The 14,103-nt window shown below is 39.3% G+C and carries 15 protein-coding genes; 10 read left to right on the top strand and 5 right to left on the bottom strand.

Annotated features, from left to right (window positions below):
* Positions 1-418: 418 nt before the first annotated feature.
* On the bottom strand, positions 419-751 hold the full coding sequence (locus MSKOL_RS09615) for a hypothetical protein (protein ID WP_156151031.1): 333 nt from the start codon (positions 749-751) through the stop codon (positions 419-421).
* Positions 752-1,625: 874 nt separating this feature from the next.
* On the opposite strand from MSKOL_RS09615, the gene frhA reads away from it, so the two are divergent.
* The 7 genes from frhA (at position 1,626) to MSKOL_RS09580 (ending at position 8,948) form a co-directional block, all read left to right on the top strand.
* Complete coding sequence (frhA, locus tag MSKOL_RS09610) at positions 1,626-2,996, top strand: coenzyme F420 hydrogenase subunit alpha (protein ID WP_048155669.1); 1,371 nt, start codon at positions 1,626-1,628, stop codon at positions 2,994-2,996.
* Positions 2,997-3,144: 148 nt separating this feature from the next.
* Positions 3,145-3,639, top strand: a complete 495-nt coding sequence (locus MSKOL_RS20105; RefSeq protein WP_156151030.1) for a hypothetical protein — start codon at positions 3,145-3,147, stop codon at positions 3,637-3,639.
* Positions 3,558-4,382 carry a coenzyme F420 hydrogenase subunit gamma gene (gene frhG, locus MSKOL_RS09600; protein WP_048155664.1) on the top strand — a complete coding sequence of 275 codons (825 nt, stop codon included), beginning with the start codon at positions 3,558-3,560 and terminating at the stop codon, positions 4,380-4,382. Before MSKOL_RS20105 ends, frhG begins: the two co-directional genes overlap by 82 nt.
* On the top strand, positions 4,375-5,250 hold the full coding sequence (frhB, locus tag MSKOL_RS09595) for a coenzyme F420 hydrogenase subunit beta (RefSeq protein ID WP_048155662.1): 876 nt from the start codon (positions 4,375-4,377) through the stop codon (positions 5,248-5,250). Before frhG ends, frhB begins: the two co-directional genes overlap by 8 nt.
* 297 nt (positions 5,251-5,547) lie before the next feature.
* A complete protein-coding gene (locus MSKOL_RS09590; protein WP_048155659.1) occupies positions 5,548-6,123 on the top strand; it encodes a hypothetical protein in 576 nt (191 codons plus the stop codon).
* Between the two features lie 422 nt (positions 6,124-6,545).
* On the top strand, positions 6,546-8,234 hold the full coding sequence (locus tag MSKOL_RS09585) for an LA2681 family HEPN domain-containing protein (protein WP_048155656.1): 1,689 nt from the start codon (positions 6,546-6,548) through the stop codon (positions 8,232-8,234).
* Positions 8,235-8,648: 414 nt separating this feature from the next.
* Positions 8,649-8,948 (top strand): carboxymuconolactone decarboxylase family protein, encoded by a 300-nt coding sequence (locus MSKOL_RS09580; RefSeq protein WP_048120545.1) that lies wholly within the window; start codon positions 8,649-8,651, stop codon positions 8,946-8,948.
* Between the two features lie 129 nt (positions 8,949-9,077).
* On the opposite strand, the gene MSKOL_RS09575 is transcribed toward MSKOL_RS09580, so the two are convergent.
* The gene (locus MSKOL_RS09575) at positions 9,078-9,311 is read right to left on the bottom strand and encodes a DUF2795 domain-containing protein (protein WP_048120542.1); all 234 of its coding nucleotides are present in this window, start codon (positions 9,309-9,311) and stop codon (positions 9,078-9,080) included.
* 784 nt (positions 9,312-10,095) lie between these two features.
* On the opposite strand from MSKOL_RS09575, the gene MSKOL_RS09570 reads away from it, so the two are divergent.
* The gene (locus MSKOL_RS09570) at positions 10,096-10,848 is read left to right on the top strand and encodes a PspA/IM30 family protein (protein WP_048155653.1); all 753 of its coding nucleotides are present in this window, start codon (positions 10,096-10,098) and stop codon (positions 10,846-10,848) included.
* 2 nt (positions 10,849-10,850) lie between these two features.
* Entirely contained in the window at positions 10,851-11,129 is a 279-nt protein-coding gene (locus MSKOL_RS09565; protein WP_048120538.1) for a hypothetical protein, read from the top strand.
* 144 nt (positions 11,130-11,273) lie between these two features.
* On the opposite strand, the gene MSKOL_RS09560 is transcribed toward MSKOL_RS09565, so the two are convergent.
* Positions 11,274-11,729, bottom strand: a complete 456-nt coding sequence (locus tag MSKOL_RS09560) for a universal stress protein (protein ID WP_197078750.1) — start codon at positions 11,727-11,729, stop codon at positions 11,274-11,276.
* A gap of 760 nt (positions 11,730-12,489) precedes the next feature.
* Here MSKOL_RS09560 and MSKOL_RS09555 point away from each other — a divergent pair.
* Positions 12,490-12,942, top strand: coding sequence for a hypothetical protein (locus MSKOL_RS09555; protein WP_048120536.1), 453 nt, complete (start codon positions 12,490-12,492; stop codon positions 12,940-12,942).
* A gap of 269 nt (positions 12,943-13,211) precedes the next feature.
* On the opposite strand, the gene MSKOL_RS09550 is transcribed toward MSKOL_RS09555, so the two are convergent.
* Both MSKOL_RS09550 and MSKOL_RS09545 read right to left on the bottom strand, forming a co-directional pair.
* Positions 13,212-13,391: a hypothetical protein gene (locus MSKOL_RS09550; RefSeq protein ID WP_048155650.1), complete on the bottom strand. Its 180-nt coding sequence runs from the start codon at positions 13,389-13,391 to the stop codon at positions 13,212-13,214.
* Positions 13,392-13,421: 30 nt separating this feature from the next.
* A complete protein-coding gene (locus tag MSKOL_RS09545) occupies positions 13,422-14,021 on the bottom strand; it encodes a thiamine-phosphate synthase family protein (protein ID WP_048155648.1) in 600 nt (199 codons plus the stop codon).
* Between the last annotated feature and the right edge of the window lie 82 nt (positions 14,022-14,103).

Raw genomic sequence — 14,103 nt, 5'->3', positions numbered from 1 at the left:
GAATTGTGTTCTTAAGTTTAAGCTCACGAGTTATTTCTGTCTCTTCGTTGTTTTGTGTGGATGTCCTCGTAATGTCTCCACAAAAACCAATGCTGTCTTGAATTGAAAATCATTTTATCCATTGGGAATGACGAAGAACCCCATTCTCATATCTAAACCGTGATCTTCCGCATAACATATTTGGAATTTTATTCTTTTAGGCACGAGCAACAGATTAGTTATGAGTTTTCTCTGTTCTTGTCACATTCCATATTTTTGTCATTTTCTGCATTTTTCATTTTCTGCATTTTTCATTTTCTGCATTTTTCATTTTCTGCATTTTTCATTTTCTGCATTTTTCATTTTCTGCATTTTTCATTTTCTGCATTTTTCATTTTCTGCATTTTTCATTTTCTGCATTTTTCATTTTCTGCATTTTTCATTTTCTGCATTTTTCATTTTCTGCATTTTTCATTTTCTGCATTTCTGTCATATTCTTCATATACACTGTTATGTTTCCGGTTATGTTTCCAGTCATTGGAATATTCTCCATATTTCCGGTCATATTCTGCATTGTGGTTATATGACCCCCGGTTATGTTTCCGGTTATGATTCCAATCATTGGCATATTTCTCATATTTCCGGTCATATTTTGCATTCCAGTCATTCCAGTCATGTTGCAAATCATGGTTCCACTTATACTTCCGGTTACGTTACCCATATCATTGATCATTATATTCTCAGTAATATTTCCGGTCATACTTCCAGTCATACCAGTCTGCGCTTGCGTTAATCCAAGAGAAAGAGCTAAGCATAGGATTAGCAGAGGAATTCTCAATATCACTTTCCTTCTTTACCCCCAAAAAAATTAGATCATTTGAATCTGGTGAATAAAATTGGTTTCATTGAATAAAAATAATTATATATTAATAAGTAAATAACAATTGGCCGTTTATAAATAATTAATCTTTATCAATTACAGAAACTAGTTTGATTTTTACGATATGAGGACGATTCAAGTTCGGATGCTTTGAAATATACGCCAAATGGCGAAAACAGACAATTTGGTAGCTTAAGCTAGAAATCAGCTTATGGTTGTATAGCCAGAAAAATAGAGCTGTCTGGCAGGCTACTTATGCGAGGCACAACGTTATTATATAGAAGTCAATATAATATTTTATGGATATAATTTGGAAACGAAATACTTGTAGGCACAGCACTAAGAAATCCTTAAGGTAAATCTGCGGTTCATGTCTAAATTTAGACGCGGGGGGTATAATTCATCGACGTTCTGAGCCTTGCTCATTTCCTGAAGATCTCAGATTCATTCCTCAACGTACCAGGTATATCACTCCTTTAACCTCAACTTTCTCACGTAGAAAGTTCGATTAGTCAGGAGTTCAGATGAGTCAGGAGTTCAGGACTGATCTAAATATTGTTTTAGGAATACCGGGCTTTGTGAATTTTAAATCGATCAAAATTTTTTGTATTCTAATCGAAAACGATAGCTGTGCAATGGAGAAATAAAGGGGGTTAACGTACTTTATGTCCAGGGTGTATAGGAAACTATTTTAGAATAATCTCACAGAAAGTGCCTCAACTGCGGTACAGCCTGAAGAACACCGAACAGAAAACGAGGTATACCATTGACAAAAGTCGTAGAGATCTCTCCAACCACAAGACACGAAGGCCACTCCAAGCTCACCCTGAAAGTGAATAATGAGGGTATTGTCGAGCGAGGAGACTGGCTCTCCATTACCCCAGTCAGGGGTATTGAAAAGCTCGCAATAGGTAAGACAATGGATCAGGTCCCAAAGATTGCCTCTCGGGTCTGTGGTATCTGTCCTATTGCCCACACCCTGGCGGGTATTGAGGCCATGGAGGCTTCGATTGGCTGCGAGATCCCCACGGACGCAAAACTCCTGCGGTTCATTCTGCATGCAGCAAACCGCCTTCACAGCCATGCCCTGCACAATATCCTGATCCTCCCGGACTTTTACATCCCGGGTACGGAAACGAAGATCAACCCGTTTTCTAAGGAGCAGCCTTTAAGGAGCATTGCAACGAGGATCTTCCGCATCCGCGAGATTGCACAGACCATTGGAGCCGTCGCAGGCGGAGAGGCTATCCACCCTTCAAACCCGAGGGTTGGCGGGATGTACCGTAACGTAAGTCCCAGGGCAAAGCAGAAGATTGCCGACCTGGCGAAAGAAGGTCTTGTCCTTGCCCACGAGCAGATGGAGTTCATGCTTAATGTAATCAGAAACATGCAGGACCGGGAGTTTGTCGAGGTTGCAGGCAAGCAGATCCCGCTTCCCAGGACGCTTGGATACCACAACCAGGGGGTCATGGCCACGGCCCCAATGTACGGCTCATCCAGTTTGGACGAGAAGCCCATGTGGGATTTTACCCGATGGAAGGAGACTCGACCATGGGACTGGTACATGGGTGAGGAAACCATCGATCTTGAGGACCCGAGCTATCCGATTGGCGGCACCACGAAGGTTGGCACCAGAGTCAATCCTCGGATGGAGGCCTGCAATACTGTTCCAACCTACGACGGCCAGCCAGTTGAGGTCGGCCCGAGAGCAAGGCTTGCTACCTTCAAGCACTTTACCGAGAAAGGCACCTTCGCCCAGCACATCGCCAGGCAGATGGAGTACACCGATTGCTGTTACACCATCCTCAACTGCCTTGACAACCTGGATACTTCGGGCAAGGTTCTTGCTGACAACATTCCTCTGGGAAATGGATCTATGGGCTGGGCCGCGAACGAAGCGCCACGCGGTACCGATGTTCATATCGCACGGGTGAAGGAGGGGAGGGTGCTGCGGTACGAGATGCTTGTACCCACTACCTGGAACTTCCCTACCTGCAGCCGCGCTCTGACTGGAGCACCCTGGCAGATTGCCGAGATGGTTATCCGCGCCTATGACCCGTGCGTCTCGTGTGCAACCCATATGATAGTGGTGAACGAGGAGAATAGGGTAGTCGCCCAGAAGCTCATGCAGTGGTGAAGGGAATAAAACTTGCGGATTTTTGGGGGACTCGCAAGCTCAGGTGGCTCACCGTTAACGAACTCTTCTTGGGGGGTTACAAGAATGTCCACTCTGGGTCTGACCGAACCGATCCAGTATATTAAGAACGGTATCCTGATCTAGGTCCTTGCCATACCAGAAGAAATACATTTCTGCCCTTGAGATGGTCAACCTCAAGATGGTCATACGGATACGAAGTACAGAGAGCCATTTCAGACACTGTATCCGGGATACTGAAATCCGGGATACTGAAATCCGGGATACTGAAATCCGGGATACTGAAATCCGGGATACTGAAATCCGGGATACTGAAATCCGGGATACTGAAATCCGGGATACTGAAATCCGGGATACTGAAATCCGGGATACTGAAATCCGGGATACTGAAATCCGGGATACTGAAATCCGGGATACTGAAATCCGGGATACTGTAATCCGGGATACTGTAATCCGGGATACTGTAATCCGATATACTGTAATCCGATATACTGTAATCCGATATACTGTAATCCGAGATACTGAAGGGAATCGGGATGAATTATGGAACTGCTTAAGAAGGTGGAAGCTACAAAGGAGGCGAAACCAGTGGCAAACAAGATCAAGCTCGGGCATGTACACTTGAGCGGCTGTACCGGCTGCCTCGTGTCCGTGGCCGATAACTATCAGGGTTTTCTTAAAATCCTGGACGACTATGCCGACCTCGTCTACGGCCTCACTCTTACCGACGTTCGGCATATCCCGGAGATGGACGTGGCAATCGTCGAGGGATCGGTCTGCATCCAGGACCGTGAATCGGTGGAGGATATAAAGGAGACACGGAAGAAGTCCAGGATCGTTGTGGCCCTCGGCTCCTGCGCAAGCTATGGTAACATCACCCGTTTCAGCCGTGGCGGGCAGCATAATCAGCCTCAGCACGAGTCTTACCTCCCTATCGGAGATCTAATTGACGTGGATGTTTACATTCCAGGATGCCCTCCAAGCCCGGAGCTTATAAGGAACGTCGCTGTCATGGCGTACCTGCTCCTTGACGGAAATGAGGAACAGAAGGCCCTTGCAGGCAGGTACTTAAAGCCTCTCATGGACCTTGCGAAGCGTGGTACGACCGGATGTTTCTGTGACCTGATGAACGACGTGATTAACCAGGGACTCTGCATAGGCTGTGGCATTTGCGCTGCATCCTGTCCGGTGAAGGCGATCACGCACGAGTTCGGGAAGCCGCAGGGTGACCTTAACCTCTGCATCAAGTGCGGCTCCTGCTATGGCGCCTGTCCGAGGTCGTTCTTCAACTCTTATGTGATTTCTGAATTCGAAGCAATCAGCGAGATAATTGCTGGAGCGCTTAAGGAAGGTGAGAAGGATGATTGAAGATCCGTATCTCGGCAAATACGTGACATGCGTCTCGGCACGGAGCACGGACAAGGAGATCCTCAGGAAAGCACAGGACGGTGGAATCGCCACCACCCTCATGGTTTATGCACTCGAGCAGGGAATCATCGACGGGGCTATTGTGGCAGGCAAGGGAGACCTGCCCTGGAAACCCAGGCCGTTTGTTGCGATGAACCGAGAGGACATCCTCAAGGCACAGGGGGCGAAATACAACATCAGCCCCCAGATCTCCTGGCTCAAGGAGGCAACACGGTCATTTGGTCTCGACAAGGTTGGGATTACCGGTGTTTGCTGCCAGATGCAGGCGGTCAGGAAGGCTCAGCTCTATCCCATCAACATGAGGGATGTCCCCGGCAAAGTTGCCTTCGCAGTAGGGCTCTTCTGCATGGTGAACTTCCCATATGATTCCATACAGGCCCTTGTTGAAGACCACGCAAACCAGAGCCTCAGTTCCGTGAAGAAGATGGAGTTTGGGAAGGGAAAATTCTTTGTCCACACCGAGCGCGGAAATGTCGCTACCGTCCCTCTCAAGGAGACGCATAAGTACGAGCAGCCAGGCTGCCATGTCTGCCTCGATTATGTATCTAATCTCGCTGACATATCTACCGGCTCGGTTGGAAGCCCGGATGGCTGGTCTACAGTCTTCATCCGCACCAAGAAGGGTAACGAAATCTGGTCTAAAGCAGTCGCTGAGGGATTGTTCGAGACAAAGCCCATCGAAGAGGTCAAGCCCGGTCTTGGGCTCGTCATGAAGCTTGCGAAGGAGAAGATCGATAAGAATCGGAAGACGCTCGAGGAACGCAGGACTTTTGGGGTTAATAAGGCGTTAAGGGATCCTTATGCCTGAAAAACATTTTTTTATTGTCAAAATTATTCACGTGAATTGGGGGTGGAGCAGGTTTTCATCTCCAAGTTATGAGTCCACTGAAAGCGTCTCGAAATTTCGGTAAAATTTTGGTTGGTTCTGTAGTTTATTCCCTTACTATTTTTATCCAAAGTTATTTCGATTTTTTAATTTCTTTTGTTGCAGTTACATATACATGAAACATTTAAAGAAAATATTTATATACTTTTATAATATAATTATATTATTGAATTGATACTTCAATTATAGAACTGACCCATGATGAGGGATACATGAATTATGTCAAATGATATACCAGATGATAATGAGAAGCGTTTTTTCACTTTATTTTTTAGTGAACTAATGGCTGAGAATTTTTCTTCTCTTCATTCTAATGAATTAACGGCTGAGAATTTTTCTTCTTTTCATTCTAATGAATTAATGGTTGAAAATTTTTCTTCTTTTTATTCTAATGAATTAATGGTTGAGAATTTTTCTTCTTTTCATTCTAATGAATTAATGGTTGAGAATTTTTCTTCTTTTCATTCTAATGAATTAATGGTTGAGAATATTTCTTCTTTTCATTCTAATGAATTAATGGTTAAGAACTTTTCTACTAAAAAACAAATGGATCTTTATATGAGTAAAATAGCTTCATACACAGATACTGAAACTAATTTTTTTCTAAGAACAAATACAAATCAAGAATCAGAATTCAAGTTGTTGATTGAACCGAAAATAAATCTCAGTATCTCCAAACAAAATAAATATTTCAGAGTCTTAAAATCGCTCCCCGAACATCAAATTATTGCAGGTATTATTATTACAGTAGTTGGAGGCATCATACTGCTTATCATACAGAAAATATTTCCTTGAGAATCTTTGTAGGAGTGTGCAGCAAAAAAGTAACTCTATTCTTTGCTTTTTCCTTTTTGTATTCTAAACCATTATACTGAAAGGAATAATCAATTTATCTATAATCCACATTTCGACTTCGGGATAGTAGAAATAGCAACTATTTTATCTTGGATTACGTAATTTTCAGTAGCCAATAAGTTATCTACTGAACGATATCTCCACAAAAAGCTTTCTTCTTTTTATCCGTAGTCACCAGATATCTGCTCACTTCATGAGCATGCAAGCTTGAAGGGAAGTTTTCAGATGGATTCTGTATAAGCCTGTGGAAGATTGAGATAAATTTCAGTAAGCTTTAAAGTCAGTTTGAGGTCAACCCACGCAAACTACACAGTGCATAAAATAATAAATTTTATATGTATCTTTTAAAAAATGATTAATAAATGAATATTGATAATGAACCTTGGAAAGCTGATTATATTGAAGCATATAATTACTGTAATGCTGGAGAGTATGAAAAAGCATTGTTGAAAATAAATAAAGTATTAAGTTTCGACAAAAATATTATCTCTGTCCGTAGTCTAAAAGCCAGTGTTTTAATTGATTCTTGGAACGGAGATCCAAAAACCAGAAAAAATATTTTTGAGGCCATAGATCACCTTAAAGCGATCATTGAAAAAGATCCAGAAAACAAAAAAATTTATTCAATGAATCTTGGTAATGCTTATTATCAACTCGCAAAAAATGATTTGGAAGCAGAAGGTAAACTAAATCCAGAAATTATAAATGATTTAGAAAAAGCAAATAAATATTTCCAAGAATCTTTATCAATTTGTAAAGATCAACCGGCTGTTTGGATAAATAAAGGAAATACGTTAGATTATTTAGGAAGACATTTTGAAGCTCTTTACTGTTATGATAGAGCTATTCTCTTGAATCCTCGACATTACAACGCTTGGGGAAACAGAGGCATATGTTGTTTGACTCTTTCTACGCTAGTAGAAAATAAAGAAGATAAAACGAAACTTTGTAGAGATTCAATGATTTACCTCGCGATAGGGTTAAAATTATATCCTTCATTTGAAATCAATGATTTTTATAAAAAACTTGTAAATGACTTCATTCAACAAAACAAAGTGATAGTAGATCTGGAAACAACTTTGAAAGAGCAATTGCCAAAGAAAAGAACAATAGTTGAAGAACGCTTTAATGTATATTCAAAACAACCCGGAAGTTTTAAAGATTTTTATTTTAATTTTTGTGAAATGCATAACTTATTTTTGAATACTCATTTTGATTGTAATAATTGTGGGCGCAGTAACTCTGATACAATAAATATAAGTTTTATAAGTAGTATAAATGATCAGATAAGACCATATAAGTTCTTCAAAAAATGGTATTCTCTTATTGATGATTATAAAACAGCTAGATTTTTCCTAACATTAGCACAATATAGACATCCAGATTTTTTATTTATGGATAATCCGAGATACGAAAGTGATTATAGCTTGAATTATTACTTGAACGTAGAAATTCTCAAAGATGCTTTTCTAATTGCGTTCAACATATATGATAAAGTAGCTTTTCTTATTAATGACTATGAAGAATTGGGTTTAAAAGACGAGAATGTTTCTTTTTGGGATGGCAAAAGTATTCTAACAATTAAAGGCAATTTAATGGAGAAAGAAGAGTATAATAAAAACATAGTAGCATTGTTTAGCATTAAGAAAGAAATAGAAAAAGAGGAATTTACAAAAATTAAGGAAATACGAAATCTTATTGCTCACAGATATTTCATATTGCATGATATTGGTGGGGTTGAACACTCTAATTATCATATGGATATTCAAGATTTTTTTAAATCTACATTGTATATGCTTCTACAAATTAAAAATATTTTATTTTCTCTCTCCTTTTTTATTACAGAAAAAGAAAACCATAAAAGAGAAATTGCGGAAAAAGAAGGCGAAATAATTCCACCATTAGAATGGGTACATGATTGGGAAAAAGATGACGAAATAACTAAAATAGCTAAAAAACTTGAGAAAGAATTGGGCGAAGCTACTGACAAATTCATATCAGACATGTTTGAAATAGTGAATAAAAAATCAGATGAACATGAAAAGAAATAATCTATAGAATCTCATTTTCTTATCTTCACAAAGAAATAGTATCAGCTTATTACAAAATAAAACTAAGATTCCAAAAGTACAAAATCGGCAGTGAACATAATAATTAAGCAACTGAAGATCCAGTAATTAATTTTTGCTTCTTTTTCCTCAGCGACCACCCGATATCTGCTCACTTAGTGAGCATGCGGGCGTGGAGGGAAGTTTTCAGATATATTTTCAAAAGAAATTTGACAACTCTTTCAGAGTTAATAAGGCGCTGCGGGACCCTTATGTCTGAAAAACATATTTTTTGTCGTCAAAAGTTCGAAGGAAGGACTTTAAATTAATTGATGGGTATAATAATTAAAAAACGGATCTAATAAATGGAATAGGCAATAAAATCAAGATTTCCTCAAGAGAAACGGAGATGGTACATTGACAGAAAATCCATTACAGGTTATTGTGGACCAGGACCCTCAATTATTTGCCCTGCTTGAAAACACACGCGAACTTGCTTTCGTGGAGGACGGAATACCTCTCAAGTACAAATTGCTGCTTGCAATGTCCCTGGATGCAGCTAATGGTGCGGTAAACGGAGTAAAATTCCTTGCAGTTCAGGCTATGCAGGAAGGGGCAACAAAAGAAGAAGTAATGCAGGCAATAAGAATAACTCAGTATATTTTTGGAGTTGGAAGCGTTTATACAGCTTCTGAAGCCCTTAAGGACATTATGTAAAGAGAGTAAAAAATATCGGGAAAATTTAATTATAGAGCACTTTATAAAATCAGGAACGAGATCATTGAAAATAGATCTGCCGCATTTGCGGCAGAATATTAAAACAAATGAGAAAATTACTTACTTTTTTTAGACTGGGACCCCCATGTAAGTTTTATGAAGTTCTTCTGCAATATCTTCAGCGCTATTGTACTTTTTGTCAGGAAGCATGCCAAGTTCCCGCAGTATATCCGGAATTGCTTTACTTTTTCTTGCTTGTTCAATAATCCCGTTCTTTTCTATAGGAAAATCCAGATTTTTAAATATTTTTTGAATTTCAATAGGAAGTTCGGTAATGTATCCAGCTTTGTTTTCAGTTTCCATTTTATTTCCCCTTTATTTTTGTTTAGTCTCCTTATTCCCTGGCGACATCTACAGCTTTTCTGTACTCCTTTTCCGAAGAGTATTATATTTATAGAGTGTTGCCCATAGCGTTTTTAGTTATAACTTAACATATTCCTTCTTTGCAAAATATCAATACTTTTTGAAGTTTCAGAAGGAAGATGAACTTTTTTAGTAGGAATTATAATGGCGATTTACTATTTAAGCATTAACATTATTCTATAATAATATCTTAAAAATTAATACTTAAATCTATTTTGGTAACAATATATAGTTTAAATTAGAAATTTTCAATGATATATTTAAAACAGATGTTAATTAAAATATGTGCACTTAAAGAAAGAAGATAGAGATATTGGAGACTTGATTGGTAATTCATAACAGGGTTCAGAGAATTTTGACTCTTCGTCATTTCATATGGGTAGTTCGAAATATAACTTTCTTAATTTTACATAGATTATAGTAATAAAATACTTAGTGTTTTGATACCCTCTAGCATTTCTTTTTATTAACTGTACAATACTGTTAATGGTTTTAGCAACCTCAATTATTGTCTCTAATCTGCTGCTGAGTGGTAGTTCACAGATAGGAATATAGGTAAGCTAATTATATTACTCCAACGAAAAATAGATAAAAACAAATAGACAAAAATAACAGAAATGCCGGATTAGGTGTCGGAAAAAATTTGTCAGAAATAATAAAGAAATCACGGAAACTGCAGATCTATTCGACTTGAGATCTTTAAAAAAAGCAAAGGGGAAAGTACATGGGATTATTCAAAAGGATGGAAACAGTATTTAAATCGAAGATGAATACAGTGCTTAACAAGATGGAAGACCCTAGGGAAACACTGGACTATTCCTATGAGAGGCAACTTGAACTGCTTCAGAACGTGAAAAGAGGAGTTGCGGAAGTTACAAGTTCAAAAAAGCGCCTTGAACTCCAGCGTGCAAAACTGGTTCAAAATATAGACAAGCTTGAAGGGCAGGCAAGAGATGCAATTGCTGCTAGTAGGGAGGATCTTGCAAGGCTGGCTCTTGAGAGAAAAGCAGCCCTTGCGCAACAGATCGAGGGAATCGACAGGGAAGTTTCAGATCTTGAAAAGCAGCAGGAAAAATTGATAGCTTCGGAAAAGCGCCTTTCAACGAAAGTGGAGATTTTCAGGACCCGGAAAGAGTCAATTAAAGCCCAGTACTCAGCTGCTGAGGCCCAGGTGAAAATAAACGAATCTGTTACCGGTATCAGCGAAGAAATGGCAGATGTGGGCCTTGCGCTCGAAAGGGCCGAAAATAAAACCGAAGAAATGAAAGCGCGGGCTGAGGCAATTGACGAGCTTATGGAAGCTGGCACACTCGAAGACCTTACAGGCGGCAGGGACGAAATTGATAGGGAACTTGCAAAAATCAGTGCCCAGAGTAATGTAGAATCCGAACTTGCCAGACTTAAGTCCGAGTCCGGAAAAGGGCCTGAAAAAGCAAAAACCGGAGAAGAAGGCACGGAAGAACGAAAGGAGGTCTGAAGTTGATAATCAGGATTATGGGTGAAGGCCAGTACAGGGCACCTGAAGCTCTCTGTGATGAACTGAACCAGATTGATAACCGGATTGTGGTTCTTGTTGAGGAAGGAAAAGTCGAGGAGTTCCGAAGCGAACTTGCCAGATTGATCTCCAAAATAAAGGAAAAAGGGGAGCCGATTGAAGCGGAAGAGCTTCTGAAATCCGATATTATCGTGCCCCCTGAAGACCTGAGCCTTGAAGAAGCAAAAGACGTGTTTAAAGGTTCAGGAATCTTTGAAGATTGAAGCTGTAACCTAAGAACAAATCTACGAACAAACCCTAAAGCAAATAGCTCTAAAGCAAATAGCCCTAAAGCAAATCTAAGAATAAATCTAAGAAAAAATTTCCGACATCGTAAATAAGAATTAGCAGGCCCATAAGGCCTGCATTTACCGAATAACCATTACTGGAATCCTTGAATGCCTTACAACCTTTTCTGCAACACTACCAATAAGGAATTTTTTGATGCCTGTCAGACCCTGTGTGCCCATTATTATTAGGTCAATATTGTTTTCCTGAGCATATTCAAGGATCTTATCAGCAGGAATGCCTTTCAGGAACGCGGGCTTAACTTCAAGCCCGGCTTCTTTTCCCAGTTTTTCGACATAGTTAATTGCAGCTCTCCCCTTATCCGTAAGATATTCTTCCAATCCTTCGCTCCAGCCCTTAACCGTCCGTGTAGTTACTGCGTGCTGAGTCGAAATTACATAAAGAACGTCTACTTCAGCACCTGCTGCTTTTGCGAGATTAATTCCATAAGAAGCCGCTCTTTCTGCATTTTCCGAGCCATCGGTTGCAATCAGAATTCTTTTGAAATGACTTCCGTCCGTTCTATCCACTCCCATTTATGATACGATAAAGGCATATCTTCCATTCTTCTGACTTTCCGCAGATGTCCATTCAATTTTCACAATTTTTCTTGCTATCGTTTTTTCTGAAAATTACCCTGCTTATTCAAGCTTCATTGAAATATTCTAACCTCTATTTCCGGAAGTTTCAGTTGAGATAATAATTGTAAATTATTGAACAAATGCACAAAAACGATAGCCGAAAAAATGTTCTTTTTTTCAAGACATCTGCGGAAAGTCGGATTCTTGCTTTAAAAGATATATATTCTTATTTTAAATATATTACTTTTTATTCTTAATTAAAAAATGAGTGTTATCTTGAACTGCAATATCAACTAGAGCGCTTGATACGGGATATGTTATCATGCGCAGGATAGCAAGAACTCTGTATAAAAATAAGTGTTACCCAGATTTATTCAATGTATTCTAAATATATCTCTTGAAATTTTAATCCGAGACTTTATTTTACAGTGGATAATATTTTGGGACTTATGCAGTTGAACTGAAGAGTCAACAGCATTAGACCGTAAAATCAACAGCATTAAACCGTAAAATCAACAGCATTAGACCGTAAACTGTCTAAAACTTTACTTTAATCCACAGTCTTTGTCGTAATTGATTTTGTTCCTCAAGTGCGTAAGTCCTATATTTGTTCAATGTATTCTAAAGTATAGTTTGGAATTTAAATGAAAGGCATTTAATGGAGTGAAAAGCCCTGAATATTTTAATTGAAATTCACGAATTAAGGTGGTAGATTTTGTCAAAAAAACGAGTTTTAGTTATCTTGCTCATTCTTGCAGCATTTCTCAGCTTTGGCTGTATCTTTAAAGAGGGAACAAAATTATCGGTTTCAAATAATGAGACTGAAATAAATGTCAGTTTTCCTGAGTCAGGTAATGGCAGCTCGTGCCCTGTAGGTTCTCAGCTTCAGGTCAAAGATCCGGCTACCGGAAAAATCCTGAATTTGACAATTACCGGAACCGAAAAATTTGAAAACAAAACTCTCTGTAGAGCTTGTGTAGAAACCGGTACTAAAGGAAATACTTCCAGATTCGAGTACATGTGGTCCGAAGATAAGAATACCACGGTCTGGACAAAATACGACAAGGATGGAAATGTCTCAGTAAGGTTCATCGATGTGGACGGAAAAAAGACAATCGTTGACGGAGCAGGAAGGACGCTTGAGCTTGGAAACTCGGGAGATGTTTAAGCCTATTTGAAAAGAGCCAATACTTATCTCTTTCTTCTGCTTTTCACATAAGAGATTTGATTTATATCCTTCTTTTTTTCATTTTGTACTCATACTTTTGTTTTCTATTTTAAGACCGCTTCTTTAATCGTACTTATGAGGACTCTTATAGCTGGCAACTATACACTCTCTAGAAAAACGATGGTTTTTCAAAATATTAAATTAATTGTGGCGTGCTATCATGAGGTATACTAACACAGCACATAATTTTAAATATTCAAAAATACTATTTAATATTGTGTAAATGCGAACAAACCGCGCATCTCAAAATGGATTTCGAACTCGGCAATCCCAACCTCCTGATGCCGGTTAATATATTGAAGAGCCGAAAAACTGGTTTTCTTCATTACTCCATGGGAGGAGAGGGCTTCTATGACCCTTTCCCCGCTCCTCCCCACTTTCGGTACCATTTCCTGTTTTTCACATATGGCCTTTTCTTTTTATCTTGTTCTTTGCCCTGATTCATGGTAGTTTCTGGCAAGCTCGCAGATCTGTTCTGCAACCTCTAGCGGGTCTTTTCCTAGAAGAATACTCACCGGCTCTTTTCCAACTGCACCTGTCTCGTAAAAGATCCTGGGTATTTTTCCCCCTGCAGCCCGAATAGCCTCTTCGACCATCCATGAGATAGCCTCCCCTTCTGTATCCTTCATATTATCAGGTTCAAAGCGCCGGTCTACAACTGAAAAATTCCATTCCTTTTCTTTACAGTAATCTTTCAAAAACTCGGCAATCTTCGGGTTATTTGCAAAATCTATAATAGACCTGATTTCAGAATCTTTTTTCTGGATTTCTAGCAGAAGATGGGCCATATAGCCAGAAGCCCCGAATTTTATTCTTCCTATAGCTTTCGGAAACCCATCAACTACCGAAATCCTCCCATCGACTGCAAGAACATCTTCAGGAGTGGCTGATTCTTTTGAGGCATAAACAAAATTTGTTCGAACCTCGGGAATCAAAGATGAGAATTCCTCACAGTCTTCTATTTGTTCAAGCCCAAGATATAAACGCCCTATCATGTCTATCTTTTCATTAAGATCCATAACATCACGGCTCCCCAACCGGTTTTTCTTCTAAAATTTCCCCCATATCTTCAAGTTTAGCCTTAAGTCAGTCGGACAATGG

This window comes from Methanosarcina sp. Kolksee (assembly GCF_000969945.1).
GTDB lineage: Archaea > Halobacteriota > Methanosarcinia > Methanosarcinales > Methanosarcinaceae > Methanosarcina > Methanosarcina vacuolata.
The sequence above is the reverse complement of the archived record's forward strand: the minus strand, read 5'-3'. Positions and strand labels throughout refer to the sequence as shown.

Bases quoted from the DNA above. Each gene is read 5' to 3' on its own strand.
- MSKOL_RS09550 (WP_048155650.1), bottom strand. From the start codon at position 13,391: ATGGTACCGAAAGTGGGGAGGAGCGGGGAAAGGGTCATAGAAGCCCTC.
- frhB (WP_048155662.1), top strand. From the start codon at position 4,375: ATGATTGAAGATCCGTATCTCGGCAAATACGTGACATGCGTCTCGGCA.
- MSKOL_RS09585 (WP_048155656.1), top strand. From the start codon at position 6,546: ATGAATATTGATAATGAACCTTGGAAAGCTGATTATATTGAAGCATAT.
- MSKOL_RS09615 (WP_156151031.1), bottom strand. From the start codon at position 751: ATGACTGGAAGTATGACCGGAAATATTACTGAGAATATAATGATCAAT.
- MSKOL_RS09575 (WP_048120542.1), bottom strand. From the start codon at position 9,311: ATGGAAACTGAAAACAAAGCTGGATACATTACCGAACTTCCTATTGAA.
- MSKOL_RS09590 (WP_048155659.1), top strand. From the start codon at position 5,548: ATGTCAAATGATATACCAGATGATAATGAGAAGCGTTTTTTCACTTTA.
- MSKOL_RS09545 (WP_048155648.1), bottom strand. From the start codon at position 14,021: ATGGATCTTAATGAAAAGATAGACATGATAGGGCGTTTATATCTTGGG.
- frhG (WP_048155664.1), top strand. From the start codon at position 3,558: ATGGAACTGCTTAAGAAGGTGGAAGCTACAAAGGAGGCGAAACCAGTG.
- MSKOL_RS09570 (WP_048155653.1), top strand. From the start codon at position 10,096: ATGGGATTATTCAAAAGGATGGAAACAGTATTTAAATCGAAGATGAAT.
- MSKOL_RS09560 (WP_197078750.1), bottom strand. From the start codon at position 11,729: ATGGGAGTGGATAGAACGGACGGAAGTCATTTCAAAAGAATTCTGATT.